This window comes from Janthinobacterium sp. Bl 1, from assembly GCF_058215535.1.
Map to the genome: position 1 here is coordinate 4339484 of NZ_CM177086.1, position 23769 is coordinate 4363252.

The 23769-nt window shown below is 63.2% G+C and carries 22 protein-coding genes; 12 read left to right on the forward strand and 10 right to left on the reverse strand.

Features of this window, described 5'->3' with window-relative positions; translation table 11 throughout:
* Positions 1-38 precede the first annotated feature (38 nt).
* The 3 genes from AC4BCN_RS19470 to AC4BCN_RS19480 all read right to left on the reverse strand — a co-directional run bounded on the left by AC4BCN_RS19470 (position 39) and on the right by AC4BCN_RS19480 (position 2701).
* Positions 39-428 (reverse strand): Imm1 family immunity protein, encoded by a 390-nt coding sequence (locus AC4BCN_RS19470; RefSeq protein ID WP_490491543.1) that lies wholly within the window; start codon positions 426-428, stop codon positions 39-41.
* Positions 425-2065: a SulP family inorganic anion transporter gene (locus AC4BCN_RS19475; protein WP_490491544.1), complete on the reverse strand. Its 1641-nt coding sequence runs from the start codon at positions 2063-2065 to the stop codon at positions 425-427. The genes AC4BCN_RS19470 and AC4BCN_RS19475 overlap by 4 nt, the downstream gene beginning before the upstream one ends.
* A 66-nt stretch (positions 2066-2131) precedes the next feature.
* A complete protein-coding gene (locus AC4BCN_RS19480; RefSeq protein ID WP_490491545.1) occupies positions 2132-2701 on the reverse strand; it encodes a TetR/AcrR family transcriptional regulator in 570 nt (189 codons plus the stop codon).
* Between the two features lie 127 nt (positions 2702-2828).
* Between AC4BCN_RS19480 and AC4BCN_RS19485 the strand changes: the two genes are divergently transcribed.
* From AC4BCN_RS19485 to AC4BCN_RS19495, 3 genes are all read left to right on the forward strand, one after another.
* On the forward strand, positions 2829-3815 hold the full coding sequence (locus tag AC4BCN_RS19485; RefSeq protein WP_490491546.1) for an SDR family oxidoreductase: 987 nt from the start codon (positions 2829-2831) through the stop codon (positions 3813-3815).
* Between the two features lie 3 nt (positions 3816-3818).
* Positions 3819-4694: a non-homologous end joining protein Ku gene (gene ku / locus AC4BCN_RS19490; protein WP_490491547.1), complete on the forward strand. Its 876-nt coding sequence runs from the start codon at positions 3819-3821 to the stop codon at positions 4692-4694.
* Between the two features lie 120 nt (positions 4695-4814).
* Positions 4815-7127, forward strand: a complete 2313-nt coding sequence (locus AC4BCN_RS19495; protein WP_490491548.1) for a PAS domain S-box protein — start codon at positions 4815-4817, stop codon at positions 7125-7127.
* Here AC4BCN_RS19495 and ligD read toward each other — a convergent pair.
* The gene (gene ligD / locus AC4BCN_RS19500; protein WP_490491549.1) at positions 7111-9600 is read right to left on the reverse strand and encodes a DNA ligase D; all 2490 of its coding nucleotides are present in this window, start codon (positions 9598-9600) and stop codon (positions 7111-7113) included. The two genes, AC4BCN_RS19495 and ligD, sit on opposite strands and share 17 nt — an antisense overlap.
* A gap of 210 nt (positions 9601-9810) precedes the next feature.
* Here ligD and AC4BCN_RS19505 point away from each other — a divergent pair, with 210 nt between their 5' ends.
* The 6 genes from AC4BCN_RS19505 to AC4BCN_RS19530 all read left to right on the forward strand — a co-directional run bounded on the left by AC4BCN_RS19505 (position 9811) and on the right by AC4BCN_RS19530 (position 13087).
* A complete protein-coding gene (locus AC4BCN_RS19505) occupies positions 9811-10122 on the forward strand; it encodes a hypothetical protein (RefSeq protein WP_490491550.1) in 312 nt (103 codons plus the stop codon).
* Positions 10123-10344: 222 nt separating this feature from the next.
* Positions 10345-10704: a hypothetical protein gene (locus AC4BCN_RS19510; RefSeq protein WP_490491551.1), complete on the forward strand. Its 360-nt coding sequence runs from the start codon at positions 10345-10347 to the stop codon at positions 10702-10704.
* Positions 10705-10743: 39 nt separating this feature from the next.
* The gene (locus AC4BCN_RS19515) at positions 10744-11085 is read left to right on the forward strand and encodes a hypothetical protein (RefSeq protein ID WP_034751953.1); all 342 of its coding nucleotides are present in this window, start codon (positions 10744-10746) and stop codon (positions 11083-11085) included.
* Between the two features lie 201 nt (positions 11086-11286).
* A complete protein-coding gene (locus AC4BCN_RS19520) occupies positions 11287-12300 on the forward strand; it encodes a serine hydrolase domain-containing protein (RefSeq protein ID WP_490491552.1) in 1014 nt (337 codons plus the stop codon).
* A gap of 115 nt (positions 12301-12415) precedes the next feature.
* A complete protein-coding gene (locus AC4BCN_RS19525; protein WP_490491553.1) occupies positions 12416-12778 on the forward strand; it encodes a hypothetical protein in 363 nt (120 codons plus the stop codon).
* Between the two features lie 45 nt (positions 12779-12823).
* Positions 12824-13087 carry a hypothetical protein gene (locus AC4BCN_RS19530; RefSeq protein WP_490491554.1) on the forward strand — a complete coding sequence of 88 codons (264 nt, stop codon included), beginning with the start codon at positions 12824-12826 and terminating at the stop codon, positions 13085-13087.
* Positions 13088-13153: 66 nt separating this feature from the next.
* Here AC4BCN_RS19530 and AC4BCN_RS19535 read toward each other — a convergent pair whose 3' ends face one another.
* The 6 genes from AC4BCN_RS19535 to AC4BCN_RS19560 all read right to left on the reverse strand — a co-directional run bounded on the left by AC4BCN_RS19535 (position 13154) and on the right by AC4BCN_RS19560 (position 21238).
* Entirely contained in the window at positions 13154-13711 is a 558-nt protein-coding gene (locus AC4BCN_RS19535; protein ID WP_490491555.1) for a fasciclin domain-containing protein, read from the reverse strand.
* Between the two features lie 247 nt (positions 13712-13958).
* Positions 13959-15404, reverse strand: coding sequence for an efflux transporter outer membrane subunit (locus AC4BCN_RS19540; RefSeq protein ID WP_072454085.1), 1446 nt, complete (start codon positions 15402-15404; stop codon positions 13959-13961).
* Between the two features lie 44 nt (positions 15405-15448).
* Positions 15449-18649, reverse strand: a complete 3201-nt coding sequence (locus AC4BCN_RS19545) for an efflux RND transporter permease subunit (RefSeq protein WP_128142664.1) — start codon at positions 18647-18649, stop codon at positions 15449-15451.
* 2 nt (positions 18650-18651) lie between these two features.
* Positions 18652-19896 (reverse strand): efflux RND transporter periplasmic adaptor subunit, encoded by a 1245-nt coding sequence (locus AC4BCN_RS19550; protein WP_128142663.1) that lies wholly within the window; start codon positions 19894-19896, stop codon positions 18652-18654.
* A 272-nt stretch (positions 19897-20168) separates the two neighbouring features.
* Positions 20169-21029 (reverse strand): alpha/beta hydrolase, encoded by an 861-nt coding sequence (locus AC4BCN_RS19555; RefSeq protein ID WP_128142662.1) that lies wholly within the window; start codon positions 21027-21029, stop codon positions 20169-20171.
* The gene (locus AC4BCN_RS19560) at positions 21026-21238 is read right to left on the reverse strand and encodes a hypothetical protein (protein WP_485877982.1); all 213 of its coding nucleotides are present in this window, start codon (positions 21236-21238) and stop codon (positions 21026-21028) included. The genes AC4BCN_RS19555 and AC4BCN_RS19560 overlap by 4 nt, the downstream gene beginning before the upstream one ends.
* Positions 21239-21386: 148 nt before the next feature.
* Here AC4BCN_RS19560 and AC4BCN_RS19565 point away from each other — a divergent pair, with 148 nt between their 5' ends.
* The 3 genes from AC4BCN_RS19565 to AC4BCN_RS19575 are packed head-to-tail and all read left to right on the forward strand — an operon-like array spanning position 21387 to position 23769.
* Positions 21387-22349 carry a LysR family transcriptional regulator gene (locus tag AC4BCN_RS19565; RefSeq protein ID WP_128142660.1) on the forward strand — a complete coding sequence of 321 codons (963 nt, stop codon included), beginning with the start codon at positions 21387-21389 and terminating at the stop codon, positions 22347-22349.
* Positions 22346-23317, forward strand: a complete 972-nt coding sequence (locus AC4BCN_RS19570) for a D-2-hydroxyacid dehydrogenase (RefSeq protein WP_490491556.1) — start codon at positions 22346-22348, stop codon at positions 23315-23317. Before AC4BCN_RS19565 ends, AC4BCN_RS19570 begins: the two co-directional genes overlap by 4 nt.
* Entirely contained in the window at positions 23314-23769 is a 456-nt protein-coding gene (locus AC4BCN_RS19575; RefSeq protein WP_490491557.1) for a hypothetical protein, read from the forward strand. The genes AC4BCN_RS19570 and AC4BCN_RS19575 overlap by 4 nt, the downstream gene beginning before the upstream one ends.

A 23769-nucleotide genomic window follows, 5' to 3' on the forward strand; every position in this document is an offset into this window, starting at 1 on the left:
GGCAGATGGACGTCGTCCAGTACCAGCGGATTAGCATCTCAATCCGCTTCCCACGCGATGCCAGCCGGCCGCGCGCCGCCTGTCTTGAAAAACGCGACGAAAGCGCGCTGGCACTGCTCTACATCCACGCACCACGCTTCCGGATACTCATCCACCTGGCCATTCGACAGCAGATAGCTGCATTCCCCCGTCTCCTCCTCGTCGCCCAGCGAGTGAAAACTCAGCTCGTCCTGCCCCGACAGATACATCAGCCAGGCATTGCCGCCATTGCGCAGCATGCACAGGGCCGGGCCTTGCTCGGCATCTTCGGCCATGGTCAGCCACAGTTCGCACTGGGCCAGCGTGCGCGCGTCCAGCAGCGCCTGTTCCAGCGCAGCGATAGTGCCAACGGCGCGCGGCTCGCCGTGCAGATTCAGTGCCATCGTCATGCTTTTTTTCCGCTCAGGTCATCCATGGCCAGCGCTGTGCTCAGATACAGCTTGCCGCTGAGGTCCTTTAACAGGCTGCTCTGGCGCAAGCGGTCCATCACGGGTCCCTTCACTTCGGCCAGGTTCAGGCTGATGCCGCGCTTGGCCAGCGCGCTGTTGAGTTCGATCAAGCCCAGCAAGGCCGTGCTGTCGATCTGGTTGACGGCCGACAGCACCAGCACCAAGTGGCGCGCCGTCGGGTGTCCCCGCAGCTCGTCTTCCACGCGCTCCGTGACGGCTTCGACGTTGCCGAAGAACAGGCCCGCATCGATGCGCAGCAGCAAGACGTCCGGCAGGGTTTGCGCTTCATAGCGCTCCACGTTGCGGAAGTGCTCGCTATTCGGGATACGGCCCAGCACGGCGATGTGCGGGCGGCTGGCGCGCCAGATCAGGGTGCCCATCGACAGCAGCACGCCGATCACCACGCCCGCTTCCACGCCCAGCACCAGCACGCCGGCCGTCGTCGCCAGCAGGGCCAGGGCATCGCTGCGGTCGTAGCGCCACGACAGTTTCAAGGTATCCCAGTCCAGCAGGCTGCTGACGGCAAAGATGATGGTGGCCGCCAGCACCGGCAGCGGCAGCAGGGCCAGCCAGTTCGTGGGCGCCACCAGCGCCAGCGCCAGCAATCCCGCCGTGATGATGCTGGCCAGGGGCGTGTTGGCGCCCGCCTGGAAATTGACGGCCGAGCGCGAAATCGATCCCGTGACGGGGAAACCACCCGACAGCGCGCTGGCCACGTTGGCCGCGCCCAGGCCCAGCAGTTCACGGTTCGTGTGCAGCTTTTCACCGCGCTTTTGCGCCAGGGTCTGGGCCGCGGACATGCTCATCAGGAAGATGATGAAGGCGATCAGCAGCGCCGGCGACAGCAAGGTGCGCCAATGGGCGCTCGAAGCGGCCAGGTTCAGGCCCGGCAAGCCGCTGGGCACGTGGCCCGTCGTCTGCACACCCATCGTTTCCAGACCGCCATAGGCGACGAGCGCGATGCCGGCCAGCACCAGCGCCATCGGCGCCAGGCGCGCGCCCACGTCGGCTGCCACCTTGTTCAGGCCGCAGCGCTGCAACAGGCGCGACAGATAGCGCTTGGCCAGCCACAGGAACAGCAGGCCGGACAGTCCCAGCACGAGGCTGGGCGTGTGCCAGTGGGGCCAGGTGGCGCCCAGGAGCGGCGTGATTTGCCCCCAGATGATCAGGATAGCGGCGCCATTGCTGAAACCGCTGATCACGGGACGCGATAAAAAACTGGCCATGAAGCCCAGGCGCAGCACGCCGCACAGCAGCAGGACAAGGCCGCTGATGAAGGCCAGCTGGGCGGCCAGCACGATATACAGGGAGGAGCCGGGATCGGCCAGCGGCGCCAGGGCGGCGGCCGTCATCAGGGAAACGATGGCCATCGGGCCCACCGATTGCGTCATGCTGCTGCCGAACAAGGCGTACAGCACGGGCGGCAGAATGCTGGCATAGATGCCCACCACGGGCGGCAAGCCCGCCACCAGGGCGTAAGCCATGCCTTGCGGCACCATCATCATGGCGACAACGATACCGGCAGTGATGTCTCCGGCCAACAGAGGACGCCGGTATTGCCTGAGCCAGAGCAGCATGGATGATCCCAAAATCTGAAAACCGAAGCCTATCATGCGACGAGGCCGGCTGACAGGGGGACGTACTTACTCTTGCAGCAATTGCGCCTTCACGGCGTCGAGGATTTCCGTCGATAACACCTCGTCATCGACGCAGCGCGCCAGCACCATGGCGCCCACCATGGCGGAAAACGTGGCGATCGCCTGCCTGCGCCGTTCTTCCGGTGCGCCTTCGGGCTGCAAGCCTTCCAGCAGCGCGAACTGCTGCTGCGTCGCCTTTGTAAACGCGGGACGCGCGCCGGGCGACATGCGCGCAGCATCGACGCCCATGGCCGCCGCCGGGCAGCCGCCGCCGGGCTGGTCGCGGTGCCGGGTGGTCAGGTAGTTGTCGATAATCGCCGGCAGCGCCCGCTGCGGGTCGCTGCCGACCTTCGCCCGCCAGCCTTCCAGCGATTTCTCCAGGGCATGCTGGCACGCCTCGATCATCAAGTCTTCCTTGGACGCGAAATGGCCGTAGAAGCCGCCATGCGTGAGGCCCGCGTTCTTCATCAGGTCGGCCACGCCGATGCCGTCATAGCCCTTTTCGCGGAACAATCTGGCCGCTACGTCCACGATGCGCTCACGGTTCAGCGCCGCCTGTTCCCTGCTTACTTTCATGCTGCCCTCCCATATTTATGTCAATCATCATATAACTTTACGCCCGTTTGCGCCACTCTGTTAGCGAGCGCACCGTTTGATGCGGGTGCCGCGCCGATACTGGACCTTCGTTTACAAGGAGGCCAGCATGAACGAGAACAAGGACCAGTCCGCCGGCAATTTGCAGCGCAGCATCCAACAGGAGCAGGATCAGCACGATCAGCAGCACGATGCCGCCAAATCCGGCCAGGAAAGCAAGCAGCCCGTGCAGACGGGCCACCGCAGCCAGCCCGTCCCTCCCCTGCCCGCCCAGCACCTGGACAAGCCTGGCATGGAAGGCGAGATGCAGTTGCAACCGCGCTTCCTGGCGCCCGATTACTGCGGCAGCGGCAAGCTGACCGGCATGGTGGCCGTCATCACGGGCGGCGATTCGGGCATCGGCCGCGCTGTGGCCGTGCTGTACGCACGCGAAGGGGCCGATGTCGCCATCATTTACCTGAACGAACACGCGGACGCCCACGAAACGAAGCGCTATGTGGAAGCGGAAGGCCAGAGCTGCCTCCTGATTCCCGGCGACGTGCGCGACCAGGGCTTTTGCCAGGAGGCCGTCAGCCAGGTGTTGGCCAAGTTCACGCATATCGACGTGCTGGTGAACAACGCCGCCTTTCAGGAACATGCGGAATCCTTGCTCGACCTGAGCGAGGAACGCTTCGACCTCACCATGAAAACCAATGTCTACGGTTACTTTCACATGGCCAAGGCCGTGCTGCCGCATTTGCAGCGGGGCGCCTCCATCATCAACACGGGCTCCGTGACGGGTTTGCAAGGCTCGAAGCACTTGCTCGACTATTCCACCACCAAGGGCGCCATCCATGCGTTTACCATGGCGCTGGCCGGCAACCTGCTCGACAAGGGTATCCGCGTGAACGCCATCGCGCCCGGACCCGTCTGGACGCCGCTCAACCCGGCAGACAAGTCGCCCGAGGACATCCAGAAATTTGGCCAGGACACGGACATGCGCCGCCCTGCCCAGCCGGAAGAACTGTCGCCCGCCTACGTCTTCCTGGCCTCGCCCGCCTGTTCCAGCTACATCAGCGGCATCGTCCTGCCCATCACCGGCAGCGTGGGGGAATAAGCGATGGCGCGCGCACTGTGGAAAGGCGCCATCAGTTTCGGCCTCGTGCACATCCCCGTCGAGATGATTTCCGCCAGTCTCGACCATGAACTGGACTTGTCCATGCTGGACAGGCGCGACTTCGCCCCCATCGGCTACAAGCGCTACAACAAGAAGACGGGCAAGGAAGTCGAGTGGGACGACATCATCAAGGGCTATGAATACAAGACGGATGAGTACGTGGTGCTGTCCGAGGAAGATTTACGGCAAGCCAATGTGAAGGCCACGCAAACCATCGACATAGACACCTTTGTCGATGCGGCCGAGGTACCGTTGACCTTTTACGAGCACCCGTATTATTTGCTGCCCGCCAAGGGCGGCGAGAAAGTCTATGCGCTGCTGCGCGAAACCTTGCGCAAGGCCAACAAGGTAGCCATCGCCAGCGTGGTGATGCGCACGAAGCAGCATTTGTGCGCGCTCGTGTGCGTGGGCGACGCCATCGTGCTCAACACCCTGCGCTACGCCGATGAAATCCGCCCCACAGATGACCTGGACTTGCCGCCCAACACCATGAGGGCGGCAGGTATTTCCGACAAGGAGCTCAAAATGGCCCTGTCTCTGGTCGAAGGCATGAGCGACGAGTGGGAACCCGGGCAATACCACGACAGCTACCGCGAAGACGTGCTGGCGCTGGTGAAGAAGAAAATCAAGGCCCGACAGACCAAGACCATCACACCGCCCGCCCCCGAGCGGGAAGAAGAGCAAGGCAGCAACGTCATCGACCTGGTCGCCCTGCTGCAGCAAAGCCTGGGCAAGAAAGCGCCCGCCGCACCGGCCCGCAAGCGCGCGGCCTCGTCCACTGCCCGCAAACCGGCACCATCGAGACGCAAGGCGGCCTGAACCACCCATGCGGCCCGGGAGACTCTTCAATAATACAAATGCATTGACTTTGATCAGGCTTCTCGCTACGTTATGCACAGGCGTGCCGCCCGGCAAGCCCTGTCACGCGTGCGGGAAAAAATGGATGCCGAGTTAGATCAGCTTATCCTCAGCGGTGCCCCTGGCGGCGTTGTCATCACGAACGAAGATCATGTCGTCGTGCGCTGGACGCCCGGTGCGCAGCGCATTTTCGGCTATGCCAGCGAAGAAGCGCTGGGTCAGACGCTGTGGGAGCTGATCTCCCTGCCGGGACAGGCCGAAGCGTCCCCGCTGATCGACGAGCAGCTGGCCCAGCACGGCAGCTACGACCGCGAATCGCTGCGGCGGCGCAAGGATGGCGAGCTCATCTACGTCGATGTCGCGTGCCAGACCGCGCAGGCGGGAGTGGACGCGCCACGCTACCTGATTTCCACCATGAAGGACACGACCTTGCTGAAGGCGGCGCGCGACGCCCAGTTCGTCGACGTGCGCTACCGCGTGCTGTTCGAATCGACGCCGGACAGCGTCATCATGGTCAATGCCACGGGCGCCATCGTGCTGGCCAACGAGCAGGCACAGCGCCTGTTCGGCTACGCGGAAGGCGAATTGAACGGCAGGCAAATCGATAGCCTGCTGCCGCAACGCCTGCGCCATTCGCACGTGGCGCACCGCTCGCGCTATTTCGACCAGCCGCGCACGCGCACCATGGGCGCCGACCTGGAATTGCTGGGCTTGCGCAAGGACAACATCGAATTCCCTGTGGAAATCAGCCTGTCGCCGATCCAGACGGAGATCGGCACCTTCGTCATCAGCGCCATCCGCGACGTCAGCGACCGCCGCCGGGCCGAGCAGAAGTTCCGCGGCCTGCTCGAATCGGCGCCGGACGCCATCGTCATCGTCAACGGCGATGGCGAGATCGTGCTCGTCAATTCGCAGACGGAACGCCTGTTCGGCTACTCGCGCGCGGAGCTGCTGGGGCGCAACGTGGAAGTGCTGATCCCGGCCCGCTACGCACACGACCATCCGCGCCACCGCCAGTCGTTTTCCACGGCGCCGCGCGCCCGCTCCATGGGCGCGGGCCTGGAACTGTACGGCTTGCGCCGTGATGGCACCGAGTTTCCCGTCGAAATCAGCCTGTCGCCGCTGGAAACGGACGAAGGCGTGCTGGTCTCGTCGGCCATCCGCGACATCACCGAGCGCAAGCGCATCGAACGCACGCTCAACGAACAGAAAATCGAACTCGAGCGGGCCAGCCAGGCGAAAGACCGCTTTCTCACCAGCATGTCGCATGAACTGCGCACGCCGCTGAACGCCATCCTCGGCTTTGCCCAGCTGCTGGCCAACGAATCCCTGCCCGCGACCGTGCCGCAAAAGCGCGCCTTCGTGCAAAACATCGTCACCTCGGGGCGCCACCTGCTCACCCTGATCAATGAAATCCTCGACCTGGCCAAGATCGAATCGGGCAGCCTGAGCCTGTCGATGGAAGCGGTGACGCTGCCCGCGCTGATCGAGGAAGTGCGCGTGATGGTGGAAGAGCAGGCGCAGCAGCGTCATATCCACCTGATTTTTCCGGCCTGCGAGCCGCTGACGATCCGGGCCGACCATACGCGCCTCAAGCAAGTGCTGCTGAATCTGCTGTCGAACGCCATCAAGTACAACCGCCCGGACGGCAAGGTGGAGCTGGAAATTTCGCAGCCCGATGCGCAGCACGTGCGCATCGCCATCCGCGACACGGGCAAGGGACTGGACGAGGCGCAGATGGCCGAACTGTTCCAGCCGTTTAACCGCCTGGGACAAGAGGCGGGTAGCGAGGAAGGCACGGGTATCGGCCTCGTCGTCACCAAGCGCCTGGTCGAACTGATGGGCGGCTGCATGGGCGTGCACAGCTGCATTGGCGTGGGCAGCGTATTCTGGATCGAACTGGGCACCACGGCCGCGCCGCCCGCCAGCCGGCAGCCGGACACGGAATATCTGCCCGAGCCCGCCGGCGACACCGGGGACGATGACGGCGGCCAGGCGCTGCTGCTGTACGTGGAAGACAATCCGGCCAGCCTGCGCCTGGTGGAAGACATCGTCAGCTTCCTGCCCCACCTGCGCATGATCTCGGCCACCGACGCGCGCCAGGGCATCGCGCTGGCGCTGGAACGCCATCCCGACGTCATCCTGATGGATATCAACCTGCCCGGCATGAATGGAAACCAGGCGCAGCGCATCCTACGCAACGATGCGCGCACGGCGCACATCCCCGTCATCGCCCTGACGGCCAACGCCATGAAGGGCGATATCCGGCACGGTCTGGCCTCGGGCTTTTTCCGCTACCTGACCAAACCCGTCGAGATTCCCCAGCTCAACGCTGCCATCGAGGAAGCCCTGCAACTGGCGCGCGCCACCCTGCCGCTCAAGCCGGAGGCGTAAAAGCCAGCTTTTTCATGGCTGCGTCAAGGCCTTTCGCGCTGCGCGCATAGCCGTCCCACGGGGTATTGCCCACGCCGAGACGGCTGTGCACATTGCCCACGTTCCACTGGTCGCCCGCCTCCAGCTCGTCGAGCTCCTCCCAGGCCAGCGGCACGGAAATGCCCAGCCCCGAGCGCGTGCGGGCCGACCACGCGCACACGGTGGTGGCGCCCCGGCCGTTGCGCAAATAATCGATGAAAATCTTGCCGACGCGATTCGCGGGACCGCTCTTGACGACAAACCTCTCCGGGATGTGCTGCGCCATGTGCGCCACGATGGCTTGCGAAAACGCTTTTACCGTATCCCAGTCGTGCTTGGGCCGGATCGGCACGACCACGTGCAAGCCCTTGCCGCCGCTGGTTTTCAGCCAGGCGGGCAAGCCCAGTTCCGTCAGGACGGCGCGCAGCAGCATGGCCGCTTCGCGGATGGCGGGCCAGGCCACGCCCTTGCCCGGGTCCAGGTCGAACACCAGGCGGTTCGGCGTGTCGTAGGCGCTGGCCAGCGCGTTCTGCGTGTGAAATTCCACCACATTCCACTGCGCCGCGGACAACAGCCCTTGCAGGCTGGCCACTTCCAGCATGGGCGGGTGTTCCGGGTCCAGCCGTGCATCAAGCTGTTTGATGCCCGGCATTGTCGAAGTGTCAATATGTTTCTGAAAAAATAGCTCGCCTCCGACGCCAGCGGGTGCACGCACGAGCGACACGGGGCGCCCGCGCAGGTGTACGAGCATCAGCTTGCCCACCAGCGCGTAATAGCACACCAGGTCGATCTTCCTGGCGCCGCTGTCGCTGTCAATCACGCGATCCGCATGGCTGACCTTGAAACTGGCCGGCAAGACACAGTCCGGCATGGATTTGCTCTCCATAGTCTTCTCCTTCTCGATTCGCCGCGCCCGCTCACGCACGATGGCGGCCGGCTTTTTATCTTCGCGCAAGCCGTGAAACACGGCATGGCGCACGGCACCGCCACTGGTCCATTGCGCAAAACCGACCTCGGCCACCAATTGCGGCTGGACCCAGATGGGTTGGCGCACGCCGCCCGCCTTGCCTTCAAACGGACTCGTCTCGATAGCCAGCGCATCGAGCCGGCGCCGCAAGTCGCGCAGGCTGGCATCGTCAAAGCCGCTGCCCACATTGCCCGCATAGCGCAGCTTGCCCTGTTCATCATGCACGCCCAGCAACAGCGAACCTATCCCTTCGCGCGCACCCTGCGGCGCCGTATAGCCGCCGATGACGAATTCCTGGCGCAGCCCGCATTTGAGCTTGATCCAGTCGCCCGAGCGGCGCGTGACGTAGGGCGAGCCGCGCCGCTTGCCGATCACCCCTTCCAGCCCCAGGCGGCAAGCGTGGTCCAGCAGCCGCTGCGGTGCGGCATCGAGCGCGTCGCTGAAGCGCACCAGCGGCGACGCGGGCAAGCTCTGCAGCAGCCCTTGCAGCAGCGCCCTGCGCGCCTCGACGGGCTGGCCCCGCAGATCGTGCCCATCGAAGTACGGCACGTCGAACAGGTAATACACGATCTCGCTGGTCGTTTCCGCGTCGAACGCGCGCTGCAAGGCGCCAAAATCCGGGTGCCCGCTGCTGTCGTTGACGACGATTTCACCGTCATACCAGCCTGGCGGCAAGCTCAACTGTTCCAGCGCTTGCCGCAGCTTCGGCAGTTTCGCCGTCCAGTCATTGCCATTGCGCGTGATTAACGCAATATGATCGCCATCGCAACGCGCGAGGATGCGGTAGCCGTCGAATTTCACCTCGAAAATCCAGTCTTGCGCATCTGGCGGCGGTGCATCGACGAGGGTGGCCAGCTGTGGCGACAAGGTGGCGGGCAACCCGGCAGCCGGCGGCGCGGCCGCCACCTTGCGCTTGGGCATGGCCTTGCTCCTGACGCTGTCGGGGAACTCGTCCACGACAGAAAATTCCTCTGCCGGCCGCGCATAGTCGTCTTTTTCCTTGATCAGCAGCCAGGCAGGCTGCTTTTCGCTGCGTTTGTCTCCCTTGCCTTTCATGCGCACCAGCACCCACTTGCCATGCATCTTGTGGCCGTGCAAAGTGAACTTCAGCTCGCCGGCCGCCAGCGCCTTGCGCGCATCGGGCGTGGCTGTCTGGGGTTGCCACGTCCCTTTATCCCAGATGATGACCTTGCCCGCGCCATATTGTTTCTCGGGGATCGTGCCTTCAAAACTCGCATACGCAATCGGATGGTCTTCCACCTGCACGGCCATGCGTTTGTCGCGCGGGTCGTAGCTGGGGCCTTTCGGCACGGCCCAGCTTTTCATCGTGCCATCGAGCTCCAGCCGAAAGTCATAGTGCAAACGGCTGGCCCAGTGCTTCTGGATGACAAAGGTGAGCACGCCGTTCGCAGCCTCGTCGCCACCTGCAGGCTCGGGCGTGACAGCGAAATTGCGTTTGGCTTGATACGTTTTCAAGGCGGCTTTCATGGCGGCCCCATGCGGTGATGATGTCGTCTAGTCTAGTCTGCGACAGATCATGGCGCGGTACGCCAGCTAACAGAGTGCCTGCCCTGGCAAATGTAAGTGTTTGTAATTAGAAAAAAACGTGTCAACGGTATTGCCGCACGGCGCGTTTTTGCCTCAGTGACAGGGGACTGATCTCCTGAACTACAACCCCACTTCTTGAGGAACTGCACCATGAAAAAAGTAATCGCTACTCTGATCGCCGGCTTGTTCGCTACCGCAGCCTTTGCTCAAACGCCAGCTGCGCCTGCCAAGGACGAAGCCAAGCACACCAAGGAAGTGGCAAAAGCGGAAGCCAAGGAAACCAAGGCCGTAGTCAAAGCCGATGCCAAGGAAGCGGCCGCCGTCGCCGATGCGAAAGCCGATGTTGCCAGCGCCAAGGCCGACGCCAAAGTCACCAAGGAAAAAGCCCATCACAAAGCGAAAAAAGCCAAGGCCAAAGCTGACGAAGCCAAAACTGAAGCGACCGCAGCAGCAGCCAAATAATCCATACAGCGCGTTTCATGCGCCATGCAAAAAGACAGCTTCGGCTGTCTTTTTGCATTTTTACGCCGCCTTCTTCAATTAACCTCACTTAACTCACCCGATTGTAAGAAAGTGTAAACAAGGTCAACGGCAAGCTTCGGGGCCGCGTTTTATGCTCAGTGACACGGGAATCATCCCTGTACCAACAGACGTACCAGACAAACCACCACTGAGGACTGCACCATGAAAAAACGCATTTTCAATCTGAGCGCTACCCTGATCGCCGGCCTGTTCGCAACTGCAGCCTTCGCCCAAACCCCGGCAGCTCCTGCAGCCTCGGTTCCTGCCAAAGTGGAAGCGGCCCACACCAAGGCCGTAGTGAAAGCGGACGCCAAGGAAGCGCAAGCCGTCGTCAAAGCGGATGCAAAAGAAGCGAAAGCAGTCGTCGCCGCAAAAACGGAAGTGGCCAGCGCCAAAGCGGAAGCGGCTACCACGAAAGCCAAGGCACACCACAAGGCCAAGAAAACCAAGGCCAAGGCTGACGAAAAGCTGGCATCGGCCACCGCCGAAGCAGCACCAGTCGCACCAGCAGCAGCCAAGTAATCCCCCACACCATCGCTTGTCACTCGCCAGGAAAATACAATGAAAAAAGTTATCGCCACCCTCATCGCCGGCCTGTTCGCTACCGCAGCCTTCGCTCAAACCCCTGCCGCTCCGGCAGCATCGGCTCCTGCCAAGGCGGAAGCGGCCCACACGAAAGCCGTGGTCAAGGCTGAAGCCAAGGAAACCAAGGCCGTCGTGAAAGCCGATGCAAAAGAAGCGGCCGTCGTCGCCGATGCGAAAGCCGACGTGGCCAGCGCCAAGGCCGACGCCAAAGTCACCAAGGCCAAAGCCCATCACAAGGCGAACAAGGCCAAGGTAAAAGCGGATGCGGCCAAAGCGGCGGAAACCGTTCCGGCAGCACCGGCAGCGCCAGCGAAGTAAGCGCGAACGACGCCACGCAAGCGCATCCGCCGGGTCTGCGCTTGCGTGGGCACTTCGCCGGCATTCCCTGGGACAGCTTCGGCTGTCCTTTTTGCATGGCGCGCCTTCATGCAAACTTCAGCGAACAAAGCAGCTTGCGCACGACAAAGCGGCGCAGATGGTGGACACTGGCACTCCGACCATCGCCGCGAAGCCTATTCCATGCGCCACCTGCTGCTGATTACCGCCCTGTCCCTGCCTTGCGCCGCCAATGCGCAAAACGCCCCCACCGCCCTCGAGCAAGTCCTGCTCGCCCAGGACCATGACAGCCATGGCGACTTGCGGGCCGTCGTCGTGCTGCGCAATGGCGCCATCGTCGCCGAACGCTATTACAACGGCGAGACGGCCGACACCCTGCACGACATCCGCTCGGCCGGCAAGAGCATCACCGCACTGCTGGTGGGTGCGGCCGTGGCGCGCGGCCAGCTGGCGACGACAAAGACGGTGGGAGATTACTGGCCTGAAGTGGCTGGCAGCCCGGCAGGCAAGGTGCTCATCGACGACCTGCTGACCATGCGTTCGGGCTTGGCCGCCTTCGATGAAGACGAGCAGTCGCCAGGCAATGAAGACAAGCTCGATGCGGCGCCCGACCCTGCCGCCTTCGTGCGCGGCGTGCCGTCTGCAACGGCGCCGGGCAGCACGTACCGCTACAACTCGCTGGGCGCGTATATCGCGGGCAGAGTGGTGGAAAGCGCCAGCGGCGCCGACCTGGAAGATGTCGCCGCCAAGGCGCTGTTCGCGCCGCTGGGCATCACGCGCTGGCGCTGGGGCCGCGACGTGGCCAACCATCCGAAGGGCCAGGGCAATCTGTCGCTGCGCGCACGCGACACGGCAAAAATCGGCCAGATGGTGCTCGACGACGGCGTAGTTGACGGCAAGAGGGTGATCGATACGGCCTGGCTGCACGCAGCGCTGGCGCCGCGCGTGGCCATCGGCGCCGGCGACCGCTATGCCGACAGCTACGGCTATTTCTGGTACGCGAAGACGCAGGACATCGGAGGCCAAAAGATCGCCGTGCATTTCGCCTCGGGCAATGGCGGCAACAAGATCTACGTGATACCTGCGCGCCGCATGGTGGTCAGCATCGCGTCCGGCGCGTATGGCAAACCCTATGGACAGCGCCGTTCGCAAGACATCTTGAAAGCCATCCTGCACGCGGATGGCACGCAGATGTAAGCGTTTGTAATGACCGTCAACGGCAGCGATCCGGGGCGCGTTTTATGCTCAGTGATACGGGAATCATCCCGGCACCAACAGACATACCAGACAAACCACCACTGAGGACTGCACCATGAAAAAACGCATTTTCAACCTGAGCGCTACCCTGATCGCCGGCCTGTTCGCAACCGCAGCCTTCGCCCAAACCCCGGCAGCACCTGCAGCCGCTCCGGCAGCCTCGGTTCCTGCCAAAGTGGAAGCAGCCCACACCAAGGCCGTCGTGAAAGCCGATGCCAAGGAAGCGCAAGCCGTCGTCAAAGCGGATGCCAAAGAAGCGAAAGCAGTCGTCGCCGCAAAAACGGAAGTCGCCAGCGCCAAAGCGGAAGCGGCCACCACGAAAGCCAAGGCCCACCACAAGGCCAAGAAAACCAAAGCCAAGGCTGACGAAAAGCTGGCATCGGCCACCGCCGAAGCGGCACCAGCAGCAGCCAAGTAATTCCGACACCCTTTACTGACCCGACACATCACCAAGGATCTCATCATGAAAAAAATCATCGCCACCCTGATCGCCAGCCTGGTCGCCACCGCCGCTCCTGCCGCCACGCCAGCCGCTGCGCCAGCCACCCCAGTGGCACCAAGGCCTGACGTCGCACCGGCAGTCAAGGCCGAAACGCCAGCCGCCGCCGTCAAGCCGGCGGAGCACAAGAAAGCCAAGCATCACAAGGCAAAGAAAGCCGCGCCAGCCGACAAGGCAACGCCTGCGGAACCAGCAGTGCCGGCAGTACCAGCAACGCCAGCCAAGTAATCGCGGCGGCACCAAGCAAAAAGACAGGGTTTTCCCTGTCTTTTTTTTCGTCCGTTTTTCGTCCGCTTATTTAGGCATCAGCACCGAGTCGATCACATTGATCACGCCATTCGACTGGTACACATCATAGGTGCTGATGTTGGCGCTGTTGCCGCCTTCGTCCGTCACCACGATGTTGTGCATGCCGTTCATGGCGAACATCAGCTTGCCGCCGCTGGCCGTGGGCAAGGTGGCTTTACCGTCATGCATCTTGATTTCCTTCGCCAGCGCCTTGAAGTCGTATTTGCCGGGTACCACGTGGTAGGTGAGGATTTTCGTCAGGGCCGCCTTGCTTTCCGGTTTCACCAGGGTCTCGACGGTGCCGGCCGGCAGCTTGCCGAAGGCCGCATTCGTCGGCGCGAACACGGTGAATGGGCCCTTGCCTTTCAGGGTGTCGACCAGGCCGGCCGCCTTGACGGCGGCGACCAGCGTCGTGTGGTCGGCCGAATTGACGGCGTTGTCGACGATGTCCTTGGATGGATACATGCTCTGGCCACCGACCATGGTCGTCATGTCGGCGGCAAACGGGGCGCTGGCGGCCAGCATGGAAGTGATGAACAGTGCTGCGGGAACGAAGGTGCGCATGATGGTATCTCCTGGATGACTGCGTTTGCGTGATTGCAGGAGTATTTACGTGGTGGGCCGGGGATTGGATTCAACTTATTTTTTTGGTCTGGCCTGGGTTGGAGGCGCGGGTGGTGTCGGCTTACGCGCTATGCGCTAAGCCGACCTACCGCGCTGCATGCCAAGCCGGCCTGCGCAAGCCATAAAAAAACGGCGCCGTGCAAAGCACGACGCCGTTTTCGACAGGCTTATCGCCGCGGACCGGAAACTAGTTGGCCGCCACTTGCGGCTCCGTCTCGCCCCAGCCGCCGCCCAGGGAGCGGATCAGCGCCACCGTGGTAACGGCGCGGTTACCGCGCAATTGCACGGCGTTGCGCTCGATGGCCGCCAGGTTGCGCTGCGCGTCGAGCAGGTCCAGGTAACTGGAACGGCCAGCGTCGTACAGTTTTTGCGCCAGGTCGGCCGAGCGGCGCGCCGAGACGACGGCTTCGTCGATCTGCTGCGTCTGGCCCGACAGGATGCGCAGGCCGGCCAGGTTGTCTTCCACCTCGGCGAAGGCCACCAGCACGCTCTGGCGATACGTCGCCACCGACTCTTCCAGCTGCGCTTCGCTGCGGCTCACGGCCGCCTTGTTGCGGCCACCGTCGATGATCGGCATCGACATCAAGGCGCCCAGCAGCCAGGAGCGGCTGCTCCACTTGAAGATGTCCGAGAAGGTATCGGACGCGCCGCCGCCGGAGGCGTTCAAGGTCAGGGCCGGGAACATGGCCGATTTCGCCACGCCGATGCGCGCATTCGACGCTTCCATGGTGCGCTGCGCCGACGCGATGTCGGGACGGCGTTCCAGCAAGGACGATGGCATGCCGGCCGGGATCACCGGCAGGAAGCCGCTATCCTGCAACGGATTGACGGTCGCCGTGAAGCTGGCGGCAGGTTTACCCAGCAGGACAGCCAGCGCATGTTCGCTGGTGGCGCGCTGGCGCTGCAGGCCGATGGCTTCGGCGCGCACGGTCGACAGCTCCGTGCGGGCACGCGACAGATCGAACTCGCCGATGTCGCCCAGGTCGTAGCGACGCTGGTTCACATGCACGCTTTCTTCGCGCAGGCGCACCGTCTGTTCCAGGGTCGCCAGTTCGGCGTCCGTGGCGCGCAGCTGGAAGTAGGTTTGCGCCACGTCGGCCTGCAAGGACAGCAGCACCGAGCGGTACGTCGCTTCCACGGCCAGCGCATCGCTGCGCGAGGCGCTGACGTTGGACGCCACGCGGCCGAACAGATCGACTTCGTAGCTGGCCGTCAGGTTCGCCTGGTAGACATTCGTGGCCGCCACCGGCGCGCCGTTCGGCAAGCCGAGCGACACGGCGGAAGCGCGGTTACGCTGGCCGCCCACGTTCACGCCCACTTGCGGGATGCGGTCCGCTTCGGCGATGCCAGCAATCGCCCTCGCCTGCTTGACGCGGGCGGCGGCGATGGCCAGGTTGGCATTCGCTTGCGTGGCTTCGTTGATCAAGCTGGTCAAAGCCGGATCATTGAAAGCCAGCCACCACTCGCCGCGCGCCTGGCGCTCGGCGGGTACGCCTTGCTTCCAGCGCGTGCCGTCGGCCGCCGTCTGCACGGCCGGCAAGGTTTGCGCTTCCTTGAACGCGGCCGGCGTCTCGATCTGCGGCTGCTTGAACTCGGGCGCCGCGCAGGCGGCCAGCAGGACTGCGGCGGCCATGGCGGTCAGCACGGGCTTGACGCGCCAGATGATTTCCTTGGTTTTCAATATATATCTCCTTCCAGGTCCAGCGCTGGCGCGGCGACAGGCTTGGCGGCAACGGCGGCTGGTTTTTTCTCAAAACGCTGCGCCAGGGTGCGCAGCAATACATAGAACACAGGCGTCAGGAACAGGCCGAAGAAGGTCACGCCCAGCATGCCGGCGAAGACCGCCACACCCATGGCATGGCGCATTTCCGAACCGGCGCCGTTCGAGAACACCAGGGGCACCACACCCATGATGAAGGCGATCGACGTCATCAGGATCGGACGCAGACGCAGGCGGCACGCTTCCAGCGCCGCTTGCACGACGGTGCGGCCATGCTCTTCCAGTTCGCGGGCAAATTCCACGATCAGAATCGCATTCTTCGACGCCAGCCCCACCAGCACGAACAGCGCGATCTGGGTAAACACGTTGTTGTCGCCACCGGTCAGTTTCACGCCCAGCAGTGCGCAGAGGATCGACATCGGCACGATCAGGATCACGGCCAGCGGCAATGTCCAGCTTTCGTACTGGGCGGCCAGCACCAGGAACACCAGCAGCACGCACAGCGGGAACACATAGATCATCGTATTGCCGGACAAGATGTCCTGGTAGGTCAGCTCCGTCCATTCATACGAAATCCCCTGCGGCAGCACTTCCTTGGCGATGCGTTCCAGCGCGGCTTGCGCCTGGCCGCTCGATACGCCAGGTGCTGCGCCGCCATTGAAGTCGGCTGCGGCATACGCGTTGTAGCGCTGCACGCGGTCCGGGCCATAGCTGTCCTTGACGCGCATCAGGGACGACAGCGGGATCATCTCGCCCTTGTCGTTGCGCACCTTCAGCTGCGCGATATCCTGCGCATGCGAACGGAACGCCGCATCGGCCTGCACGCGCACCTGGTAGGTGCGGCCAAACTGGTTGAAGTCGTTGACGTACAGCGAACCGAGATTGATCTGCAAGGTCTGGTAAATCGTTTGCAGCTGCACGCCCATCTGCTTGGCTTTCACGCGGTCGACGTCGGCGAACAGCTGCGGCACGTTGATCTGGTAGCCGGAGAACACGCCCGCCAGTTCCGGCGTCTGGTACGCTTTCGCGGCCAGCGACTGGGTAGCGTTGTACAGCGCGTCGTAACCGAGGTTGCCGCGGTCTTCGATCATCATCTTGAAGCCGCCGATGGTGCCGAGGCCGTTGACCGGCGGTGGCGGGAAGACCATGATGAAGGCGTCCTGGATACCGCCCAGGCGCTTGTTGATCTCGGCCGCGATGGCGCCGCCCGACAATTCCTTGCTGGTGCGCTCGTCGAACGGTTTCAGGGTGGCGAAGACGATACCGGCGTTCGGCGCATTGGTGAAATCGTTGATCGACAGGCCGGGGAAGGCGATGGTCGATTCGACGCCAGGCACCGACTTGATGACGTCGGACATGCGGCGCACGACATCTTCCGTGCGGTCCAGCGACGCGGCGTCAGGCAATTGCGCAAAGCCCACCAGGTATTGCTTGTCCTGCGCTGGCACGAAGCCGGCCGGCACGGACTTGAAGGTGAAGATGGCGGCAATGACCAGCAGCGCATACACGCCCAGTGAAGCGCTCTTGCGGCCCAACACGCCTTTTACGCCCGCTTCATAGCGGTGCGAAGCGCGGCCGAAGAAGCGGTTGAACCAGGCGAAGAAGCGGCCGAAGACCATGTCCATGCCGCGCGTCAGCGCGTCTTTCGGCGCATCGTGCGGTTTGAGCAGCGCGGCCGACAGGGCTGGCGCCAGGGTCAGCGAGCTGAAAGCGGAGATCACGGTCGAAATGGCGATGGTCAGCGCGAACTGGCGGTAGAACTCGCCGGACAAACCAGGCACGAAGGCGATCGGCACGAACACGGCGCACAGCACCAGGGCGATGGCGACGATAGGACCGCTGACCTCTTTCATGGCCTGGATGGTGGCGTCGCGCGGCGACAAGCCTTCCTCGATATTGCGCTCGACGTTTTCCACCACCACGATGGCGTCATCGACGACGATACCGATGGCCAGCACGAGGCCGAACAGCGACAGCGTGTTGATCGAGAAGCCAAAGCCCAGCATCACGGCAAAGGTGCCGACGATGGAGACGGGAACGGCCAGCAACGGGATGATCGATGCGCGCCAGGTTTGCAGGAAGATGATCACCACCAGCACCACCAGGGCGATCGCTTCGAGCAGGGTATGGATCACGGCTTCGATGGACGAACGCACGAACTGCGTCGGGTCGTACTCGATACGGTATTCCACGCCTTGCGGGAAGTCTTTTTTCAGTTCGTCCATCTTGGAACGCACGTCGGAAGACAGTTGCAGCGCGTTGGCGTTCGGTGCTTCGAAAATACCCATGCCGACGGCCGGATTATTGTTCAGCAGCGAACGCAGCGAGTAGCTGTTGGCGCCCATTTCCACGCGTGCCACGTCCTTCAGGTGCGTCACGGCGCCGTCGGCATTCGTGCGCACGATGATGGCGCCGAATTCCTCGGGCGTCTGCAGACGGCCCTGGGTGTTGACGGTCAGCTGGAAGTCCGAGTTCTTCGCTGGCGAGGCGCCGATCACGCCGGCAGCCACCTGCACGTTCTGCTCGCGAATCGCGTCGACGACGTCATTGGCCGTCATGCCGCGCGCCGCTACCTTTTGCGGGTCGAGCCAGATGCGCATGGCGTAGTCGCCGGCGCCGAAGATCTGGATGTCGCCCATGCCGGGCAGACGGGCCAGTTGATCCTTGACGTTCAGCACCGCGTAGTTACGCAGGTACATATCGTCATAGCGCTTGTTTGGCGAGACCAGGTGCACCACCATGGTCAGGTTGGGCGAGGACTTGACGGTCGTCACGCCGATCTGGCGCACTTCCTCGGGCAGGCGCGGCAAGGCGCGCTGCACGCGGTTCTGCACCTGCGTTTCGGCCTGCTCGACGTTGGTGCCGATCTTGAAGGTCACGGTCAGCATCATCGCGCCATCGGACGTGTTTTGCGAGGACATGTAGAGCATGTTCTCGACGCCGTTGATCTGCTCTTCGAGCGGCGCGGCCACGGTTTCGGCGATCACTTTCGGGTTGGCGCCAGGGTACTGGGCGCGCACCACCACGGATGGCGGCACGACGTCGGGATATTCGGAGATGGGCAGGCCGAAAATCGACAGCAGCCCGGCCACGAATATGACGATCGACAGCACCGCCGCGAAAATCGGCTTGTCGATGAAAAAGCGGGAAAAGTTCATGTTTATTCCTTGGAAGTCGATGCTGCTTTCGCGGCGATCTTGGCATCTTTTGCTTCAGGTTTTGCGGGAGCGGCAGGCGCGGTCGGATCGAAATCCATCGCCACCATCTGCGGCGTCACCGGGGCGCCCGGGCGCACGCGCTGCAAACCGTTGACGACGATTTTCTCGCCCGCTTTCAAGCCTTCACGCACCACGCGCAAGCCGTCCGAAGTCGGGCCCAGCTTGACGGCGCGGTATTCGGCCTTGTTGTCGGCGCCCACCACGTAGACGTATTTGCGGCTTTGGTCCGTGCCGACGGCGCGGTCGCTGATCAACAGCGCCGTGCTTTGCGCCTGCGGGCCGTTGCCGCCATCAAGCTGGATGCGCGCGAACAGGCCAGGCACCAGCTGGCGCTCGGCGTTGGCGAAGGTGGCGCGCATGCGCACGCTGCCCGTGGCCGGGTCGAGCTGGTTGTCGACGAATTCCAGCTTGCCTTCATGCGGGAAGCCCGTTTCGTTGGCCAGGCCTACCTTGACGGTAACGGGCGTGCCCTTTTGCGCCGTACCGGCCACGCGCAGGTAGGTATCTTCATCGCCGTCGAAGCTGGCGTAGATGCGGTCCGTCGACACGACCGAGGTGAGGATGGCGGAAGCGTCGATCAGGTTGCCGACGGTGATTTCCGCCTTGCTGACACGGCCGCTGATCGGCGCCTGCACCTGCGTGTACGACAAGTTCAGTTTCGCCGCTTCATACGCGGCTTGCGCCGAACGGACATTCGCGTCCAGCTCTTTCAGGCCCGACGCTTTTTCATCGAATTCGCGCTGGGCGATGGCTTTTTCGGCCAGCAGCTTTTCAGCGCGCGACAGTTCCAGCTTGGCCAGTTCCGCCTTGGCGCGGGCCGAGGCGGCAGTGCCTTCGGCGCGCGACACTTCGGCCTGGAATGGGCGCGGATCGATGACGAACAGCACGTCGCCCTTTTTGACTTCGCTGCCCGGCTTGAAATTGACGGCCGTGATGAAACCGCCGACTCTCGAGCGGATTTCCACGCGCTCGATCGCTTCCAGGCGACCCGAGAATTCCTGCGTTTCCGTGATCTGTTTTTCAACGACGGCGGCGGCCGAGATGGGCGGGCCGCCGGCCGCTGGCGCGTCGGGCACCTTGCTATTGGCCGAATCGCAGCCAGCCAGACTCACGGCCACCAGTCCTGCCAGCGCGAGCGAGGCAGCCAGGGGCTTGAGCAGAGTGGAAAATTGTTGAACGTTTTTCATTTTATTTCCCTGTTTTATGAAAATTTCTAATGGTATGGGCGGCAGGAAGCAACCCAGCTAAAAAGAGTGAATGGTGGTGCCATGGCGCCCGACGGCGCTCGATCAAAGGTAAACAGGCCGCCAGCTGCTTAAAAGCGGACGGGGACGACAAAGCTGGCTGTGCGAACGCACAACTCAGGCAAGATGGGAACTACACTGCATAGTGTAGCAACCGAAACTTAAAAAGTAAACTGATTAGTGTAAGTTATTTTGCGGTGCCGCAGATGGCGGCGTCATGACTCGGGCTCCTGCCCCAGTCCAGCGACAAAGCTGGCGATTTCACTCAATACCTGCACCTTGCAGGCGCACTCATTGCGGGCGCCGGCATCCTGCAGCGGCGCGGCGGCCATGCGCCGCACGGTGGTCTTGATGCCGCAGGCAATCAATTTGCTGCCGTATTGTTCAGCCTCGTCGCGCAATGGGTCGTCTTCACTGGAGAGGATGAGCGCTGGCGGCAGATTCTTCAGGCGGCTCGACTGCAATGGCGACGCGTACGGATGGGTACGGTCAGCGGCATTCGGCAGGTAGCCACGGTAGGCGGCGGCGCATTGATCGGCCACTTCCGCCAGGTCAGGGCACGTCGGCAAGTGGCGCATCGAACAGGTCGACAGGCCGGGGTCGAGCATGGGCATGATCAGCACTTGGCCCGCGAGGGGCGGTCCGCCCCGGTCGCGCGACATCATGGCGCACACGGCGGCCAGATTGGCGCCCGCCTCGATGCCCGACACCAGCATCTGCTTGCCCGTCCAGCCCAGCTTGGACTTGTTCTTTTTTGCCCACAGCAGCACGGCGTGCGCGTCTTCCACGGCGGCGGGGAAAGGCCGCACCTTGGCCAAGGTGTAGTTCGCGGCCAGCACCACGTGGTCCGGATTGCTCAGCACGAGGCAGCGCAGGAAGTCGTCTGCATCGTCCAGGTCGCCGTCGACAAAACCGCCGCCATGGAAGAAGACGATCAGGCTGGCCTGCTTGGCGCCCGGCACGCCGGCCGTGTAGACGCGCGCGCCGAGCGCATCCTGCGCGCCCTGGACCTGGATGTCGCGTATCTTCAGCGCCTGGCCAGGAGCCAGTTCAGCCACGGTGCCGGCAACGCTCATTGCGCCACCACCGGCTGCACCGCAGCATCAAGTACCGTGTCGTTCAGGCACAACAGGGCGACGCCGCCCACTTCATGGGTCAGGGCGCTATAAGCACTGGCTTCGCTTTGCGCCGCCAGTGAATACGCATCCGTCGATACCATCGCGGCCAGAGCGAGCGCAACCGCAACCAAGGCGGGTACTGCAAAGTGTCCATTCCGATAAGCCATGATGTTTCTCCTGTTGTACTTCCTGCGGCATCACATTTATGCTGCAGTACAACAACTATAGACTTGATCTACAATCTGATAAAGAGTGCAATGACGAATTGATTGTTCAGGATTCTGAATAATCAAGCCTAAAGTGACAGGAATTCAAGTGAACAAGCTGCAAGCAATGGAAGTTTTCATCCAAGTCGTCGATGCGGGCGGCTTTACGCGCGCGGCGGAAAACATGCAGCTGCCAAAAGCCACCGTATCGACCCTGATCCAGTCGCTGGAAGCGAGCCTGTCGGTCAAGTTGCTCAACCGCACGACGCGCCACGTCAGCATCACGTCCGACGGGGCCGCCTATTACGAACGCTGCGTGCGCATCCTGTCCGACGTGCGCGAGGCCGAGGAATCGCTGTCTCGCACGCGATTGAGCCCCAGCGGACGGCTGCGGGTGGATGCGCCCACGGCCCTGGCCAGCGAACTGATCATCCCTGCCCTGCCCGATTTTTTTGCCCGCTACCCGGACATCTCGCTGGAACTCGGTTGCAGCGACCGCCCCGTCGACCTGATCGAAGAAGGCGTCGACTGCGCCGTGCGCGGCGGAGAACTGGGCGACCTGAACCTGATCGCGCGCCGGGTCGGCGTGCTGCACTTCATGACGTGCGCCTCGCCCGGCTACCTGGCGCACCACGGCACGCCGCTGCATCCGAACGACTTGCCGCGCCACCGCGGCGTGAATTTTTTCTCCGCCAAGACGGGCAAAACGTTTGACTGGGATTTCACGCGTGCCGGCGAACGCATCCAGATCGCCATGCCCAGCCATATCGCCCTGAACGACTCGAACGCCTACACAGCCGCCGGCCTGGCGGGCCTGGGCATCGTGCAAATGACGCATTTCATGCTTGCCCCATTGATAGAACAGGGCAAAATGGTGGAATTGCTCAATGAATGGGAATCCGACCCGCTGCCCATCCACGTGATCTATCCGCCCAACCGCCATCTGTCCGCCAAGGTGCGCGTGTTTGTCGAATGGGTCGCCGACATGTTTACCAACCACCCGGCCACGCAGCTCAAGAGCAGAAATGCCAGCCCGAGCCCGCGCGCCACCCTGACCGAGGCCCAGCCATGACCGCAGCAAGCACATCGCCCCACCGCATCGTCTTCCTCGACCGCGACAGCCTGATCGCCACCGTGCGCCCGCCCGCCTTCGCGCACAGCTGGGAAGAGCATGCGCACACCAGGGGCAGCGAACAGACGGTATCCCGCCTGCAAGGCGCCACGATCGCCATCACGAACAAAGTGCCGCTGCGCGCGGCCGAGCTGGCGCAGCTGCCTGACCTGAAGATGATTGCCGTGGCCGCCACCGGCACGGATATCATCGACCTGGCCGCCTGCCGCGAGCGGGGCATCGTCGTGGCGAATATCCGCGACTATGCGCGCGCCACCGTGCCGGAACATACCTTGGCCCTGATGCTGGCCCTGCGCCGCCAGCTGGTGGCCTACCGCGCGGACGTGGAAGCGGGCCTGTGGCAGGCATCGGACCGCTTCTGCCTGTTCGGCCACCCGATCCGCGACCTGGCCGGCAGCCGTTTGGGTTTGCTCGGCTACGGCGCGCTGGGCAAGTCCGTGGCGCAGCTGGGGCGCGCCTTCGGCATGCAGGTGCAAGTCCACAACCGCTCCTCCATCGATGAGGACGGCGTGACGCAAGTGAGCTTCGATGACTTGCTGGCCACGTCCGACGTACTCAGCCTGCACCTGCCGCTGACGGACAAGACGCGCAACATCATCGGCGCGCAAGAACTGGCGCGCATGCAGCCGACGTCGCTGTTGATCAACACGGCGCGGGGCGGCCTTGTCGATGAAGCGGCGCTGGCTGAAGCATTGAAAAACGGCGTGATCGCCGGCGCCGGCTTCGACGTGTTATCGAAGGAGCCGCCGCTGCCCGACAATCCGCTGTTGAATTTACGCCTGCCCAACTTCATCCTCACGCCGCACACGGCCTGGGCCAGTGGCGAAGCCATGCAAAAGCTGGCGGACATCCTGATCGGCAACGTGGAAGCGTTCGAACGGGGCGCGCCCACAAACGTGGTGGCATGAGCGTATTGCACGAACTCGATGAACTGCTGTGCGGCGACGACGAGGAATACGACCGCCTCGACCTGTTTCACGAAGCGGACGAGCTGATCGGACAACTGCGGGTGGCCGACGTGCCCGCACTGCTGGCCCTGTGGCAAGCGCGCAGCCTGTGCTGGCGGCAACGCTACACGCAAGCGAGCGGCTCCATCGACGGCGCCGTGCTGCGCGCCCTGCTGGCCAGTTTGCTGCAGATCAAGGAGGCCCCACACGGCGTGTTCGAACTGATGAACCGCCTGCCGCGACAGGCCGACGCCTCCCCGCTCAGCGACGCCCTGCTCGATTACGCCGAGCAAGCCTGGCATGCGAACCCGGCACGGCACCGGCAAATCCAGATCAGCTGCTGGAGCTGCGGACTGTCGGGCCGGCTGCTGAAACGGCTGGGGTTTTCCGCCTGGAAGGAAGCGGGACTGTAG